Source organism: Maribacter taeanensis, from assembly GCF_047345145.1.
Taxonomy (GTDB): domain Bacteria; phylum Bacteroidota; class Bacteroidia; order Flavobacteriales; family Flavobacteriaceae; genus Maribacter_C.
Window position 1 is genome coordinate 286,157 of record NZ_JBLFER010000006.1, and the last position, 15,032, is coordinate 301,188.

At 36.2% G+C, this 15,032-nt stretch carries 15 protein-coding genes; 9 read left to right on the forward strand and 6 right to left on the reverse strand.

The features are described from left to right. The first annotated feature begins 180 nt into the window (after nt 1-180). From tgt to ACKWCD_RS17845, 6 genes are all read left to right on the forward strand, one after another. Entirely contained in the window at nt 181-1,311 is a 1,131-nt protein-coding gene (tgt, locus tag ACKWCD_RS17820; RefSeq protein WP_413985318.1) for a tRNA guanosine(34) transglycosylase Tgt, read from the forward strand. A gap of 1 nt (nt 1,312) precedes the next feature. After that, nucleotides 1,313-2,392: an LptF/LptG family permease gene (locus ACKWCD_RS17825; RefSeq protein WP_413985319.1), complete on the forward strand. Its 1,080-nt coding sequence runs from the start codon at nt 1,313-1,315 to the stop codon at nt 2,390-2,392. Between the two features lie 21 nt (nt 2,393-2,413). After that, complete coding sequence (locus ACKWCD_RS17830; protein ID WP_413985320.1) at nt 2,414-3,313, forward strand: DMT family transporter; 900 nt, start codon at nt 2,414-2,416, stop codon at nt 3,311-3,313. Nucleotides 3,314-3,368: 55 nt separating this feature from the next. Beyond that, complete coding sequence (locus ACKWCD_RS17835; RefSeq protein WP_413985321.1) at nt 3,369-4,322, forward strand: acetyl-CoA carboxylase carboxyltransferase subunit alpha; 954 nt, start codon at nt 3,369-3,371, stop codon at nt 4,320-4,322. 167 nt (nt 4,323-4,489) lie between these two features. Next, nucleotides 4,490-6,037 (forward strand): replicative DNA helicase, encoded by a 1,548-nt coding sequence (dnaB, locus tag ACKWCD_RS17840; protein ID WP_413985322.1) that lies wholly within the window; start codon nt 4,490-4,492, stop codon nt 6,035-6,037. Nucleotides 6,038-6,188: 151 nt separating this feature from the next. Then, nucleotides 6,189-7,376, forward strand: coding sequence for an asparagine synthetase B (locus tag ACKWCD_RS17845; protein WP_413985336.1), 1,188 nt, complete (start codon nt 6,189-6,191; stop codon nt 7,374-7,376). Nucleotides 7,377-7,485: 109 nt separating this feature from the next. On the opposite strand, the gene ACKWCD_RS17850 is transcribed toward ACKWCD_RS17845, so the two are convergent. After that, nucleotides 7,486-7,818 (reverse strand): hypothetical protein, encoded by a 333-nt coding sequence (locus tag ACKWCD_RS17850; RefSeq protein WP_413985323.1) that lies wholly within the window; start codon nt 7,816-7,818, stop codon nt 7,486-7,488. Nucleotides 7,819-7,906: 88 nt separating this feature from the next. Next, nucleotides 7,907-8,707: an HAD family hydrolase gene (locus ACKWCD_RS17855; protein WP_413985324.1), complete on the reverse strand. Its 801-nt coding sequence runs from the start codon at nt 8,705-8,707 to the stop codon at nt 7,907-7,909. A 152-nt stretch (nt 8,708-8,859) separates the two neighbouring features. Here ACKWCD_RS17855 and ACKWCD_RS17860 point away from each other — a divergent pair, with 152 nt between their 5' ends. Further along, nucleotides 8,860-9,282 carry a secondary thiamine-phosphate synthase enzyme YjbQ gene (locus tag ACKWCD_RS17860; protein WP_413985325.1) on the forward strand — a complete coding sequence of 141 codons (423 nt, stop codon included), beginning with the start codon at nt 8,860-8,862 and terminating at the stop codon, nt 9,280-9,282. 45 nt (nt 9,283-9,327) lie between these two features. After that, the gene (locus ACKWCD_RS17865) at nt 9,328-9,600 is read left to right on the forward strand and encodes an EF-hand domain-containing protein (protein WP_413985326.1); all 273 of its coding nucleotides are present in this window, start codon (nt 9,328-9,330) and stop codon (nt 9,598-9,600) included. Nucleotides 9,601-9,668: 68 nt separating this feature from the next. Here ACKWCD_RS17865 and rplT read toward each other — a convergent pair whose 3' ends face one another. The 4 genes from rplT to thrS form a co-directional block, all read right to left on the reverse strand. Further along, on the reverse strand, nt 9,669-10,013 hold the full coding sequence (rplT, locus tag ACKWCD_RS17870; RefSeq protein ID WP_413985327.1) for a 50S ribosomal protein L20: 345 nt from the start codon (nt 10,011-10,013) through the stop codon (nt 9,669-9,671). Between the two features lie 88 nt (nt 10,014-10,101). After that, a complete protein-coding gene (gene rpmI, locus ACKWCD_RS17875) occupies nt 10,102-10,299 on the reverse strand; it encodes a 50S ribosomal protein L35 (RefSeq protein WP_027064530.1) in 198 nt (65 codons plus the stop codon). 102 nt (nt 10,300-10,401) lie between these two features. Then, entirely contained in the window at nt 10,402-10,953 is a 552-nt protein-coding gene (gene infC, locus ACKWCD_RS17880; RefSeq protein WP_413985337.1) for a translation initiation factor IF-3, read from the reverse strand. Nucleotides 10,954-10,988: 35 nt separating this feature from the next. Further along, nucleotides 10,989-12,929, reverse strand: coding sequence for a threonine--tRNA ligase (gene thrS / locus ACKWCD_RS17885; RefSeq protein WP_413985328.1), 1,941 nt, complete (start codon nt 12,927-12,929; stop codon nt 10,989-10,991). 171 nt (nt 12,930-13,100) lie between these two features. Between thrS and ACKWCD_RS17890 the strand changes: the two genes are divergently transcribed. After that, nucleotides 13,101-14,420: a hypothetical protein gene (locus ACKWCD_RS17890; RefSeq protein ID WP_413985329.1), complete on the forward strand. Its 1,320-nt coding sequence runs from the start codon at nt 13,101-13,103 to the stop codon at nt 14,418-14,420. Nucleotides 14,421-15,032 lie beyond the last annotated feature (612 nt).

Here is a 15,032-nt window from a genome sequence, read left to right on the forward strand (position 1 = left end):
TGAGTTATTATATTTTATTAACTGAAATCGCCTTTATTGTTAGATTTCAAGTTTCTGTTAAAAAGGTAGAATTTTACCTAAGCCCGTCGAACTTCATTTAAACCTATCGTACAAGAACTTTATTTTTTCATTAAGGAATAATGTGACCTAGTTGTATATCTTTGCCGCTGTTATATGCCAATGAAGTTTACATTAGAACATACAGACCTCCAAAGTAGAGCCAGAGCAGGAAAAATGGTGACTGATCACGGTACCATTGAAACACCAATTTTTATGCCGGTGGGAACAGTTGGCTCTGTAAAAGCAGTACATCAAAGAGAATTGAAAGAAGAGATTAATCCTGATATTATTTTAGGGAATACCTATCATCTTTTTTTGAGACCCAAAATTGATATTTTAAAGAAGGCCGGTGGCTTACACAAGTTTATAGGATGGGATAGAAATATCTTAACTGATAGCGGCGGGTACCAAGTATACTCGCTTTCTGCGAATAGAAAAATCAAAGAAGAAGGAGTAAAATTCAAATCACATATTGACGGATCCACGCATATGTTTACCCCGGAAAATGTAATGGAAATTCAAAGAGTAATTGGTGCGGATATTATAATGGCTTTTGACGAATGCACTCCGTATCCTTGTGATTATAATTATGCGAAGCGATCGATGCATATGACGCATCGCTGGCTAGATAGATGTATTTCTCATTTAGAAAAGACACCCTTCGAATATGATTATTCACAAACTTTTTTTCCTATAGTTCAAGGCTCTACTTATAAAGACCTAAGGAGACAGTCAGCAGAATATATTGCCAATGCAGGTGCAGAGGGCAATGCGATTGGCGGCCTATCTGTAGGAGAACCTGCGGAAGAAATGTACGCCATGACCGAAGTGGTGACTGAAATTCTACCTGAAGATAAACCTCGCTACTTAATGGGAGTAGGCACCCCGATAAATATTCTTGAAAATATAGCACTCGGAATCGATATGTTTGATTGTGTAATGCCGACAAGAAACGCTAGAAATGGAATGCTTTTCACCGCTCACGGCACAATAAACATCAAGAATAAAAAGTGGGAAGATGACTTCTCGCCAGTGGACGAGATGGGGATAACGTTTGTAGATCTTGAATATTCAAAAGCCTATCTACGTCATCTATTTGCGGCCAATGAATATTTAGGTAAACAGATCGCTACAATTCATAATTTGGGATTCTATCTTTGGTTGACTCGTGAGGCCAGAAAGCATATTTTAGCCGGTGACTTCGTCGATTGGAAAAACATGATGGTAAAACAAATGGATAAACGATTGTAAAGTGACCATTCTAGATCGATACATACTCAAGCGTTACCTTCTTACTTTCATTGTAATGTTATTGCTATTTATTCCAATCGGAATTATGGCTCACTTGGCGGAACAAATCGGAAAAATTCAAGATAACGAAGCACCCCTTAATGAGGTAATAGCTTACTTAGGGCACTTTAGTGTTTATATTGGTAATTTTCTTTTTCCCATATTTTTATTTCTGTCGGTAATTTTCTTCACCTCTAAACTTGCTAGTAATACGGAGATAGTGGCAATGTTAAGCTCGGGTATTTCTTTCAATAGATTTTTAAGACCCTATATGATCGGCGCCTCAATAGTTGCCGTTTTTATGTTATTAATGGGAATGTTTGTAGTACCCACCGCTAGCAAAGGATTTAATGAATTCAAGTATAAATATTTAAAGAAAGGACGAGAGGAACGTATTACAACCAATATCTACAATCAACTTAATGAAAAGGACTTTATTTACGTAAGTAGTTTTGACCCAAGACGGAAGAATGGTTCTAATTTTACCTTCGAACGATTTAAAGAAGGTAATATTCTTGATTTTAAGATTTCCGCATCGAGTATCCGATGGATTGATAAAGACAGTATATATCGTTTGACTTCGTATCGAAAAAGAAAAATTTTAGGAGATACTGCTATTGTAGAAACCAAAAGACGCCTAGATACACTTTTCGCTTTTAAGATTGATGATTTGACACCTGTCTCTTATGTGGCAGAAACTAAGAATCTTTTGGAGCTTAATGAATTTATCGATGACCAAAGAAGAAAGGGAGCTTCAAACATCAATTCATATATCCTAGTAAAGTACAAGCGTTGGGCTTTGCCAATTAGCGTTTTTATTTTAACGATAATTGCGGTGGGCGTAGCATCTATAAAAAGAAGAGGAGGCATGGGGCTTAATCTTGCCTTCGGAATTGTTGTTGCGTTCGTCTTTATTTTCTTTGATCGTATTTTTAGCACACTTGCAGAACAAGCAGGACTTGAACCCTTAACTGCTGTTGTCGTACCCAATTTGTTTTTTGGTATTCTAGCTTTCTACCTACTGCAAAAAGCCAAACGCTAGACTAGCTTCGAAAAAGAAAGAATGAATTCTAAGCTGAAAAATTATATACACCTTCACTTTATAGTTTTAATTTGGGGTTTCACTGCTGTACTTGGTAAACTAATTACTATTGATGCACTTCCTTTGGTATGGTATCGCATGGGTATCGCTTCTTTATTGATTTTCTTATTTATAGCCTTTAAAAGAGATTCTCTAAAAGTATCTAAGAAAACTTTTTTTGCCTTGGTGCTTGCAGGTGGTTCACTAGCGCTGCATTGGGTTACTTTTTTCATGGCAATTAAGGTTTCAAATGTTTCAATCGCCCTTGCGACGATGTCTACGGGAGCTTTTTTTACCGCATTACTTGAACCACTTTGGTATAGAAGAAAAATAATTTGGTATGAACTTTTATTTGGAGCAGTTGTAATTTTAGGGCTCATATTAATTTTTAAAGTAGAAACGCAGTATGCTCTTGGAATGTTATTGGCTTTACTGTCGGCATTTATGAGTGTAATTTTTACTTTAATTAATGGGAAACTTGTACAGATAGAAAAACCCACCGTGATTTCATTTTATGAATTAGGTATCGGTGTTTTATTATTGTCTATATTCTTAGGAATAAAGGGTGGATTTACTACAGAGTTTTTTCAACTATCTCAGAACGACTGGATATTTATTTTCGTTCTTGCCTCTTTCTGTACTGCCTATGCATTTATTGGCGGAGTGCAGGTGATGAAGTACATAAGCCCATATACAGTAGTTCTGACTGTAAATCTAGAGCCTGTTTACGGAATCATATTAGCTTTTATTATTTTTGGGGATAATGAGCGGATGAACCCTATGTTTTATGTTGGAGCGTTCATAATTTTGTCAACTGTTATTGCTAACGGAATCCTGAAAAATAAAGACAAGTTAAAAAAGCAAAGTGGCGAGCAGGTTTAGTCTTTAATATTTTATATTTGCATGTCAAACTCATAAAACCGAAAACCTACTAAAAATGGAATATTTAGAATTTGAACTTCCCATTAAAGAGCTTGAAGATCAACTCGATAAGTGCATGATAATTGGCGAGGAGAGCGATGTGGATGTTACTGAGACTTGTAAGCAGATCGAAAAGAAGCTAGCCGAGACTAGAAAGGAAATCTATAAAAACCTTACGGCCTGGCAGCGAGTTCAACTTTCAAGACACCCAAATAGACCATATACCCTAGATTATATCAACGCAATTTGTGGTGATACCTTTTTAGAGCTTCACGGAGATCGAAATGTTAAGGATGATAAAGCAATGATAGGAGGCCTCGGGAAGATTGGCGATCAAAGCTATATGTTCATAGGTCAACAAAAGGGATACAATACCAAAACACGTCAGTACCGTAACTTCGGAATGGCGAACCCTGAGGGGTATCGAAAAGCGCTGCGACTTATGAAGTCAGCGGAGAAATTCGGAATTCCTGTTGTTTGCTTGATTGATACTCCAGGCGCTTATCCCGGTATTGAAGCCGAAGAACGTGGACAAGGTGAAGCTATTGCAAGAAATATATTGGAAATGACACGTTTGAAAGTCCCAATTATTTGTGTAATTATTGGAGAAGGAGCTTCAGGAGGAGCTCTTGGTATTGGAGTAGGAGATAAGGTATTAATGTTAGAAAATACTTGGTATTCTGTTATTTCGCCTGAATCATGTTCTTCTATTTTATGGAGAAGTTGGGAATATAAGGAGCAAGCAGCTGAGGCCTTAAAGCTAACCGCCACTGATATGAAAAAGTTGAAATTGATTGATGAAATTATTCGCGAACCTGCAGGGGGAGCGCATAGCAATCGTCCAAAAACTTTTGATACGGTCAAGAACAAAATTTCCTCTCATTTTAAAGAATTGGAAAAGTTATCCCCAAAAGAACTCGTTAATCGGCGGATGAACAAATATGCTGAAATGGGTATTTTTGACGGCTAATAGCAGCTTTTGACAAGCTTAGAAAAATCTGGAGGATGAAATCTCCAGATTTTTTTTGTTATCAACACAAAATCGTAACTTATAAACACCTAATTGTTGAACAACTGTGAATATCGTGTTTCAGGTATTCTGTGTTAACTCAAGGTTAATTGCATACTTTCGTCGCTATGGAGAAACCAAACCCTATTATTGGTCGCAAGATTGACAAATCTACGATAATCAACCTAGAAAGAGGTAAAATACCACCTCAATCAGTTGATTTAGAGGAAGTTGTATTGGGGGCGATGATGATCGATAAAAAGGGAGTTGATGAAGTAATAGATATCTTACATCCTGATGTTTTTTACAAAGACGCCCATCGTTATGTTTATGAAGCGATTTTTAAATTGTTCGAAACGTCGGAGCCAGTCGATTTATTAACCGTTTCCTCACAATTAAAGAAAGACGGACGATTAGAGTCCGTAGGAGGTGATTTTTACCTAATAAAACTGACTCAAAAAGTAGCTTCTTCCGCTCATATTGAGTTTCACGCCCGAATCATTCTTCAGAAGTATATTCAGCGCAGTTTGATTAAAATCTCGAATGAGATAATTGAAGAGGCTTATGATGAAGGAACTGATGTTTTTGACCTTTTAGACGCAGCAGAATCCAAATTATATGATGTAACCCAGGGGAATTTAAAGCGTTCTGCGGAAACTGCTCAGAACTTGGTAATCCAAGCTAAAAAACGCATTGAAGAAATAGCCAATAAAGAAGGTTTAAGTGGAATTCCATCAGGCTTTGATAAATTGGATAAACTTACTTCTGGTTGGCAACCGAGTGATTTGATTATTGTGGCGGCAAGACCTGGTATGGGTAAAACGGCTTTGACCTTGTCTATGGCAAGAAATATTGCTGTGAATTCCAATATCCCAGTTGCATTCTTCTCTTGTGAGATGTCTTCCGTTCAGTTAATTACTAGATTGATATCTTCTGAAACAGGACTTTCTTCTGAAAAATTGCGTACAGGAAAGTTGGAAAAGCATGAATGGGAGCAATTAAATGTCAAAGTAAAAGCTTTGGAAAAAGCTCCTTTATTTATTGATGACACACCATCGCTATCTATTTTTGACCTTCGTGCAAAGGCAAGACGATTGGCTTCCCAGCATGGTATAAAAATGATCATTATTGATTATTTGCAATTAATGACCGCTGGTGGAACAGGAAAAGGAGGAAATCGTGAGCAAGAAATTTCTACCATTTCGCGTAACCTCAAAGCTTTGGCAAAAGAATTGAATGTGCCTGTAATTGCACTATCACAGTTATCACGTGCAGTTGAAACCCGTGGTGGAAGCAAAAGGCCTATTCTTTCTGATTTACGTGAATCTGGAGCGATTGAGCAAGATGCAGATATTGTTTCCTTCATATTCAGACCTGAATATTACAAAATTGATGAGTGGGATGACGAAGAACGCTCACCAACCCAGGGTCAAGCCGAATTTATTGTGGCAAAACACCGTAATGGTGGATTGGAAAACATTCGTTTGAAATTTATAGGTAATCTTGGTAAGTTCGATAATCTTGACGATTTCGATTCTCCATTTGAATTCCAGTCTAAAATGAATGAGGGTGAGGATAACCCGTTTATCACAAAGAATCTTCCAGACGCTAATGAAGCTTTTGGTAGTTCTATGAATGACGGTTTACCAGAAGAGGACAATGATGTTCCTTTTTAAGATTCTTTAACGTCGGTCAAAATACTTCTAGTATATTTTTCGTTTATCTTTGAGTAAGCTCCACTAAAGACAGTTTATGAGAAGCATTCTTTTATCTCTTTTATTTATTCTATTTTCTTTACAGGTTTCAGCTTCTTCCATTCTTATTCCTATGGATGCGGAGGGTCAAAAAAACCACCTAAAAGCATACGGAATTACCTATTGGGTATTGACCAAACAACAAAAAGTACAATGGTTGTTAAACTATCGGGGTGGTTCTTTTTTACTTCCAGATGGGGAAAATATTCGAAAAGAATGCCAGATTAGAGGTGTCTCTTTTGAAATCTTATCTGATGCACAAACGCAATCGATTTTAGAATCAATTAGTAGTCCTTCAAAAAATCAAGAAGCCGTAGTCTTGGAAAAGGCACCGAAAGTAGCGGTATATTCTCCTAAAGGGAATCAACCTTGGGATGACGCTGTAACCATGGTACTAACTTATGCTGAAATACCTTATGAAACTGTTTACGATGAGGAAGTTTTAGATGATCAATTGGCGCTATATGATTGGTTGCACCTGCATCATGAGGATTTTTCTGGTCAATATGGAAAGTTCTATGGCGCATATAGAGCCGCGCCTTGGTACATTCAACAAAAACAAGATGCGGAAGCCTTGGCCACTAAATTGGGGTTTTCTAAAGTGTCCGAAGAAAAAAGAGCAGTTGCACTTAAGATTCGAAATTATGTAATTGGTGGAGGTTTTATGTTTGCCATGTGTTCAGCTACTGACAGTTTCGATATCGCCTTGGCTGCTTCAGACGGAGTAGATATTTGTGAACCCATGTTTGATGGTGATCCATCTGATGCTAATTATCAAAGCAAATTGAATTTCAATAAAACCTTTGCATTCAAAGATTTTACTTTGGAAAGGAGTCCTTTGAAGTATGAGTTTTCAACTATTGATATGACTGCTAAAAGAAGAATCCCCAAAGAAGTAGATTATTTTTCACTTATGGATTTTTCTGCAAAATGGGACCCGGTTCCTACAATGCTTTGTCAAAACCACACAGCATTGGTGAAAGGCTTCATGGGGCAAACAACTTCCTTTGAACGAAGAGAAATTAAATCTAACGTATTAATATTAGGTGAAAACAAGCGCAATGAAGAAGCGCGTTACATTCATGGTATAAAAGGAAAGGGATTTTTTACTTTCTACGGCGGACATGACCCCGAAGACTACCAACATAGAGTAGGAGATCCAAAAACAGAATTGGAGTTACACCCAACCTCACCAGGCTATCGATTAATTTTGAATAATGTTTTATTTCCTGCTGCACAGAAGAAAAAACAGAAGACCTAATTATTTTCACACCAAAATCATTCTTGCTCGTAGTCGTATAATTGGTCTCTTCTACAACGATTTGATGGGCATTTTCAGGGCGAAACAATAAATCAAGTTTTGCTGTCATCTAACAACGAGATGCTTCTCGTTCGGCTTCCAAGGTTTCAATTTCTTGCTCAATTTCTTCAAGATCCTCACTTGAAGTAAACCCGCTGTCCCTAAGGCATTTTGCATAAGCAATTCTTTCGGCGATATAATTGTCAGCTGCCACATTAAATTCTTGGCAAAGTAATTGATTTTCTGGATCGTTGGAGAGCGCGACTAATGCATCAGAATAGGCATTAAGAAGTTCTGGATCATTATATTCGGCCAGGCAGTTAATGCTATCAACAACATCGGACAAACCACAGGAAGTAAATATCGAAAGAATTAATACGGCCACATATTTTTTTATTCTCATTTTCATAAAAATTTAAAATAAAAAATTAACCAAGGGTTGTTTAAATTACATGTCATACCTCTGAGATTACTCTAAGCTTCGACCTAAATTACTGAAATAAAATCAGTTTTTCCAAAATCCGTTCTACACCATAATCATCATTGCTAGTGGTTTTGTAGTTTGCAATTTCAGAGACATTTGCGTGCGCATTTTCCATGGCAAAACTATACTTCGCTTTTCCCAGCATTTCTAAGTCATTATTATAGTCTCCGAATACCATAGTTTCCTCTGAAGAAATTCCAAAACGTTCCTGCATTTTTTCAAGAGCAAACCCTTTGTTGGCATCGGTATGATTTAAATCAACCCAGTTAAGTCCAGAAACTTTCACTTTGATTTGATCTTCTAAATCTTTCATGGCGGGATAGATGTACTCTTCAGCACTAATATTGTGGTATACAGCAATCTTTATGATTTCATCTGTAACCGTATTAAAATTATCATGAATCTCGTAACTGGCATAATATTCCTTTAACTGTTCAAGAAATGGAACGGATTTGCCATCAAAATAGGCATTATATTTCCCGCATAGCATGGCATGAGCACCATCAATATTCTCAATTTTGGAAAGCAAAGAACTTTTAAGATGATTCTGAATAGGGGTAACTAGAAGTTCTTTTTCTTTTTCTTTTACGAGCGCGCCATTTTCTGCTATTACCAAAATCTCATTTTTAATTGGTTCTAGCTTATGCACAATACTGGCATATTGCCTTCCACTTGCAGCAACAAAAAGAATATTGCGTTTTTGTAATTCTTCAAATAACTCAAAAAAACGTGAACTGACTTCATGGTTGGAGTTTAATAAGGTGCCGTCCATATCAGACACAACCATTTTTATTTGAGATAAATCCATTAGTAATTGATTTCTTGACGCAAAGGTATTTGTAATAGGGGAATTATGGTTTAGATTTACAAAGAATTACTATTTTTTCTCCCCAATAGGGGAGGTACCCGAAGGGCGGAGGGGTTGGGTTGAACTCGTCTACAGGATTTATTAAAGCTACTATGATATTCCATCAAAAAGAACTCCAACTAAAAGCTTTCGAAAGAGGATTCCATCTCATTACCGAAACTATTTTGAACAGCATTCCTGAGATGAAAGATATCCAATCAGGAATGCTTCAAGTATTTATAAAACATACCTCTGCAAGTTTGACTATTAATGAAAATGCAGACCCAACAGTGCGCACAGATTTCGAAAGTCATATGAATAATATGGTGCCCGAAGATGCACCTTATTATATGCACACCTATGAAGGACCTGATGATATGCCAGCACATATCAAGGCTTCTTTGATGGGCGTCTCTGTGCAAATCCCTATTACCAATGGAAAGTTGAATCTAGGTATTTGGCAAGGTATCTATCTTTGTGAGCATAGAAATAATGCTTCAGGAAGAAATTTAGTGATATCTGCTTTCGGAATTTGAGGGGATCTTTATAACTTGTAGAATACAAACCTAAATTTAAAACACATGACCACAGAAGAATCCATACTAAACAAAATCCAAATTCTAATTACGAATCATTTTGACACTCCAGAAGAAGCATTTAGTTTTTTTGACGCCGACAGCAGCGGTAAGCTTAAGAAAAGTGAAATCGTAAAATTGCTAAAGCAAGCTGAAATTAGTGGTTTTATTAGAGGCTTAGTTGGTTCTAAGTTAATTGAGGGCTACGATAAAAGTGATGATAAGGAAATCGATTGGCAAGAATTTAAAGCAGCTGTAGACAAAATAAATCAGGCCTAATTAGACAAGGGCAAAAAAAATCCAGTTCGTCAGAACTGGATTTTTTTAAAGTGAGATAAGTTTAAAATCTATTTTATTTTGTCTACTAAAGCTTTAAAAGCTTCAGGATGATTCATCGCTAAATCGGCTAAAACCTTTCGGTTTAATTCGATACCATTAGCTTTTACTTTACCCATGAATTGCGAGTAAGACATTCCGTGCATACGAGCACCCGCATTGATACGGGTAATCCATAAAGCTCGGAAGTTTCTTTTCTTATTTCTACGGTCTCTATAAGCATATAACATTGCTTTTTCAACCGCGTTTTTAGCTACTGTCCAGACGTTTTTACGTCTTCCGAAGTAACCCTTTGCTTGCTTCATCACCTTTTTTCTTCTGGCTCTAGAAGCTACTGCGTTTACTGATCTTGGCATAATTTAAATTGTTTTTGTAGTAGGCGGTCAATTCATGACACTTTTTTTTGCCCAACTCCATGGTTAATAATTTACCGAATGTGAATAATTACTTTAATCGTAATTGTTCTTTAATGCTGTTAACATCAGCTTGGTGAACCAAACCGTCATGTGTTAACTTAAGCTTACGCTTTTTAGATTTTTTAGTCAAAATATGACTCTTAAAAGCGTGCTTTCTTTTGATTTTACCAGTTCCGGTTAGCTTGAAACGCTTCTTGGCACTGGATTTTGTTTTCTGTTTAGGCATTTTTCCTAATGTATTTAATTATCTCACTTATTCATACTAAACGCCGCTTATCAAATAAATAAGCAGCGCTCAGTAATTTTATTAAAATACGAACTTAGTTCGTTATTTTCCTTTTGTCTTAGGGGCTATGAACATGGTCATACGCTTTCCTTCTAATCTTGGCATCTGCTCTACCTTTCCTAACTCTTCCAATTCTGATGCCAAACGGAGTAATAATATTTCTCCTTGATCTTTATACACTATTGAACGGCCCTTGAAAAAAACGTAAGCTTTTAATTTAGCTCCATCCTTTAAAAACTTCTCAGCATGTTTCTTTTTAAACTCGTAATCATGATCATCCGTATTCGGACCGAATCTGATTTCCTTTACCACTACCTTTGAGGCTTTGGCTTTCATTACCTTTTCGCGCTTCTTTTGCTCGTAAAGGAATTTTTTGTAATCAATGATCTTACAAACAGGCGGGGCTGCATTTGGAGAAATTTCTACCAAATCTAATCCTTCTTCAGCTGCCAACTCCATTGCCTTTGCCAATGGATAAACACCTACTTCAACATTGTCTCCAACCAATCGAACCTCAGGCGCGATTATTCTTGCATTAATTTTGTGCGGGTTTTTGTTTTCCCTTCTAGGTTGGGGCCTAAATCTTTTTCGTATTGCTATGACTAATTATTTTTAATTAAACTTAATTTTTAAAACGACTTTAAGGTACTATTTATTTCTGTATCGACCAAGTTAGCAAAGTTGTCTATCGTTATTGCTCCTAGATCTTCTCCTCCGTGTCGTCGGACAGAAATGGTGTTAGCCGCTTCGTCGTTTTCCCCAACAATTAGCATAAATGGAATTTTATTCATTTCTGCCTCACGTATTTTCTTTCCAACAGTTTCATTTCTATTGTCAAGAAGCGCGCGAATTTCGTTATTTTCTAGGGATTTTAAAACTTTTTCAGCATATTTTTCATTTTTCTCGCTTACGGGCAAAACAATTGCTTGATCGGGAATCAACCATAATGGAAAATTACCACCAGTATGTTCTAGTAATAAAGCAATAAAACGCTCCATACTTCCGAAGGGTGCTCGGTGTATCATTACAGGTCTATGAGATTCATTATCAGAACCTTTGTAGGTTAAGTCGAAGCGTTCTGGTAAATTATAATCTACTTGAATTGTTCCTAATTGCCAGCTTCTTCCCAAGGCATCTTTAACCATGAAATCTAACTTTGGTCCGTAGAAAGCAGCTTCACCTTTTTCTATGACAAAATCTAGTCCTTTTTCTTTAGCGGCATTGATAATAGCATTTTCTGCTTTTTCCCAATTTTCCAACGAGCCAATATATTTTTCTGGCTTATCTAAATCGCGAACAGATACCTGTGCCGTGAAGTTTTCAAATCCTAACGAACCGAGTACATATAAGGATAAATCGATTACATTTTTAAATTCCTGGTCTAATTGGTCTGGAGTACAAAAAATATGAGCATCATCTTGAGTAAAACCACGAACGCGAGTAAGTCCATGTAACTCACCACTCTGCTCATATCGATACACAGTTCCGAATTCAGCATATCTTTTCGGTAACTCTTTATAACTAAATGGTCGGTGGTTATATATTTCACAATGGTGAGGGCAGTTCATTGGCTTTAACAAAAACTCCTCACCATCCTTAGGTGTATTGATAGGCTGAAAACTATCAGCACCGTACTTTTCATAGTGACCGGAAGTCACATATAGTTCCTTTTGACCAATATGCGGACTAACCACCATTTCATATCCGGCTTTTTTCTGCGCCTTTTTTAAGAATTGCTCCAAACGTTCACGCAAAGCAGCACCTTTAGGTAGCCATAAGGGTAGCCCTTGACCAACCTTTTGAGAAAAGGTAAACAGTTCAAGTTCTTTTCCTAACTTTCTATGATCACGTTTTTTTGCTTCTTCTAGTAATTCTAAATATTCTGTAAGTTCCTTCTGTTTCGGAAAAGAAATTCCATAAACACGGGTAAGTTGTGGCTTGTTTTCATCACCTCTCCAATAGGCACCTGCCACACTTAAGACTTTAATTGCTTTTACAATTCCAGTATTGGGTATGTGACCACCACGGCATAAATCTGTAAAGCTATCATGATCACAAAAAGTGATAGTGCCATCCTCAAGATTTTCGATAAGTTCTACCTTATATTCATTTCCCTCAGATTTATATTTCGCTAATGCATCAGCTTTTGAAACCGCACGCATTTTAAAAGCATGCTTTCCGCGAGCAATTTCGATAGCCTTCTTTTCAATGGCTTGAAAGTCTTTGTCAGAAATACTTCCTTCTGGCAAATCGACATCATAATAGAATCCATTATCGATTGCTGGGCCTATGGTAAGTTTAATTCCGGGGTACAATTCTTCAAGTGCTTGAGCAACAATGTGAGAAGTAGAATGCCAAAACGCTTTCTTTCCCTCAGGGTTATTCCATGTATATAAAATCAGAGAACCATCTTCATTCAAAGGAGTCACAGTTTCAACAACCGTATCATTGAATTTTGCAGATATTACATTACGGGCTAAACCCTCACTAATGCTCAAAGCTACATCCATTGCAGTGCTTCCTTTGCTATACTCCTTAATAGTCCCGTCAGGTAAAGTGATCTCAATCATAGTATCTATAATAAGAGCGCAAAGATAGCACCTTGTTATTTCGCAGGCAATAGTGATATGGAGATTGTCAAGCTTGTTTTTTTATCAAATCCCCTGTAGTTAAGGACAACTAATAATTCAATTTCATTAATTTAGTCGGCACCTGATAAAAAACTAATCAATCAAGAAACAATGGACAACCATAAGAATCAGCAAAACGAAAAATTTAAAAAATGGCTTGATATTCTGCAACAAGAAAGTTGGCAACTTGAGCTTATAATTTCTGGGTTCGCTATTTATGGTTTGTTTATGGTCGTTGATCCAATTCGGGTATCTATTCTGAAAGCGCAAATTGATGACAATATGTATTCGGGCTTCTTCTGGTATGGATTGTTTGTGTCATGGTTTATTTTGACAGTCAATCTTCTCGCTCACGTGGTGTTAAGAGGTTTATGGATTGGTGCCATTGGGCTGCGTTATGTTTCGGGAGAAATTGACTACGACGCACTAAATTACAATGTTAAATTTTTGAATCATCTCAAAAAAAGAGTTGGCTCTTTCGATGACTATGTTGCTAAACTTGAAAAGTATTGCAGTGTTATTTTTTCAATTACTTTTCTTCTGATCTTTTATATGCTTGGTGTATTGCTGATTATTTTTCTAATGTCTTCTTTGGAAAGTTGGGTTGGTGAACCTGAGATTTCTAATTATAAAGCATGGATAGGGGTACCGGCAATGATTTTATTAGTATTAGGTTCATTGTTAACCTTTATTGATTTTATTTCTCAAGGATGGTTGAAAAGAAAAAAATGGACCACTTTCTTTTACTACCCCATTTATTGGGTTTTTAAGTATTTGACTTTATCTTTTTTATATCGCCCTATGGTATATAATTTATTGGATACGAAGTTTGGTAAGCGTTTGAGCTTTATAATGGTTCCATTATATATAGGAATTTCTATTTTGGCAGGAATGAGTTTTAGAACTTCGAATTATTTAGATTTCGGTTCAAGGTCCACTGCTGAGGTTGCAAATGTCAAGAATTATGAGGAATTTATTGAGGATGAAATGGATTATGTGAATTTGGCTTCTATTCCTTCAAAGGTAATAACTGATCCCTTTCTTAAGGTATTCATTATGTACGGCAGTGCAGTTGAAGATGATGTTTTTTATTTCTATGAAGAGCTAAAACCAAATGAAGACAGGAGAGGATTTGAAAGTCCAATTAAGTTTGGTTCAAATAACGATTGGCGTAGCTCAAAAAAACCTTTGAAAGATTATTTAAATGCTTTGCAGGAAATGTATCGGATTAAAATAGATTCTACACGCTTTCCAACAGAATTGGTATTGACGGAAAACAAGAAAAATCAGAAAGGATACGAAACTTTTTTGGATATGAAAGATATGGCAAGGGGAAGACATCTTTTAGAAGTTGCAAGAAAGACACATGTTAAGGATAGTGTTTACTTCAGAAAAATAGTTCAAATACCTTTTTGGTATTACCCAGAGTAGGAAAATAAACTACTTTTTTTCAATTTACTGTTTTGAACCTTCTTTATTTTAGGTGATATTTCTTGTACTGTTAAAGATTTTCCCTTAAATTTAACACCCTTTTTTAGTGAAGGCTAAGGTGTAAAAATCTAATAGTTAGTATTTTGTGAAATAGGGTGAAAAAAAGTTTAAAAAATTGCTGCATTTCGCTTGGTGAATTAAAAAAGCATCTTACATTTGCAGCCCGTTAAACAGATATGTGAATATGGTTTAGCGATATTAAAGAGGTTACGTTCCTATAGATTAAATGTTGTTTTTTATCGTCTTCTGAAAAAAAGATTCTTTTTTTTAATTAAAAGATTGCGGGTTAAAAAAACAGTTATATATTTGCAGCCGCTTAGAGAAATCGGGGTGATGAAACTGCAAGTTTTTAGGAGTAGTTTTTTTTGAAAAAGTTCATTGACAAATTGTAGAGACAGCGCAAACATTCTTTAGGGGATGTTTTGTAAATTAAGAATCATATATGGTATTTATTGAAAGATAGATATTGTAAGAATTAAATCGAGATTACGGAGCTGGGAGATGATTTTGGTTGTTAGTACTTAATATTATTTAAAGATTAACGATGAAGAG

Bases quoted from the DNA above. Each gene is read 5' to 3' on its own strand.
- tgt (WP_413985318.1), top strand. From the start codon at position 181: ATGAAGTTTACATTAGAACATACAGACCTCCAAAGTAGAGCCAGAGCA.
- ACKWCD_RS17830 (WP_413985320.1), top strand. From the start codon at position 2,414: ATGAATTCTAAGCTGAAAAATTATATACACCTTCACTTTATAGTTTTA.
- ACKWCD_RS17835 (WP_413985321.1), top strand. From the start codon at position 3,369: ATGGAATATTTAGAATTTGAACTTCCCATTAAAGAGCTTGAAGATCAA.
- dnaB (WP_413985322.1), top strand. From the start codon at position 4,490: ATGGAGAAACCAAACCCTATTATTGGTCGCAAGATTGACAAATCTACG.
- ACKWCD_RS17845 (WP_413985336.1), top strand. From the start codon at position 6,189: ATGGATGCGGAGGGTCAAAAAAACCACCTAAAAGCATACGGAATTACC.
- ACKWCD_RS17850 (WP_413985323.1), bottom strand. From the start codon at position 7,818: ATGAGAATAAAAAAATATGTGGCCGTATTAATTCTTTCGATATTTACT.
- ACKWCD_RS17855 (WP_413985324.1), bottom strand. From the start codon at position 8,707: ATGGATTTATCTCAAATAAAAATGGTTGTGTCTGATATGGACGGCACC.
- ACKWCD_RS17860 (WP_413985325.1), top strand. From the start codon at position 8,860: ATGATATTCCATCAAAAAGAACTCCAACTAAAAGCTTTCGAAAGAGGA.
- ACKWCD_RS17865 (WP_413985326.1), top strand. From the start codon at position 9,328: ATGACCACAGAAGAATCCATACTAAACAAAATCCAAATTCTAATTACG.
- rplT (WP_413985327.1), bottom strand. From the start codon at position 10,013: ATGCCAAGATCAGTAAACGCAGTAGCTTCTAGAGCCAGAAGAAAAAAG.
- rpmI (WP_027064530.1), bottom strand. From the start codon at position 10,299: ATGCCTAAACAGAAAACAAAATCCAGTGCCAAGAAGCGTTTCAAGCTA.
- thrS (WP_413985328.1), bottom strand. From the start codon at position 12,929: ATGATTGAGATCACTTTACCTGACGGGACTATTAAGGAGTATAGCAAA.
- ACKWCD_RS17890 (WP_413985329.1), top strand. From the start codon at position 13,101: ATGGACAACCATAAGAATCAGCAAAACGAAAAATTTAAAAAATGGCTT.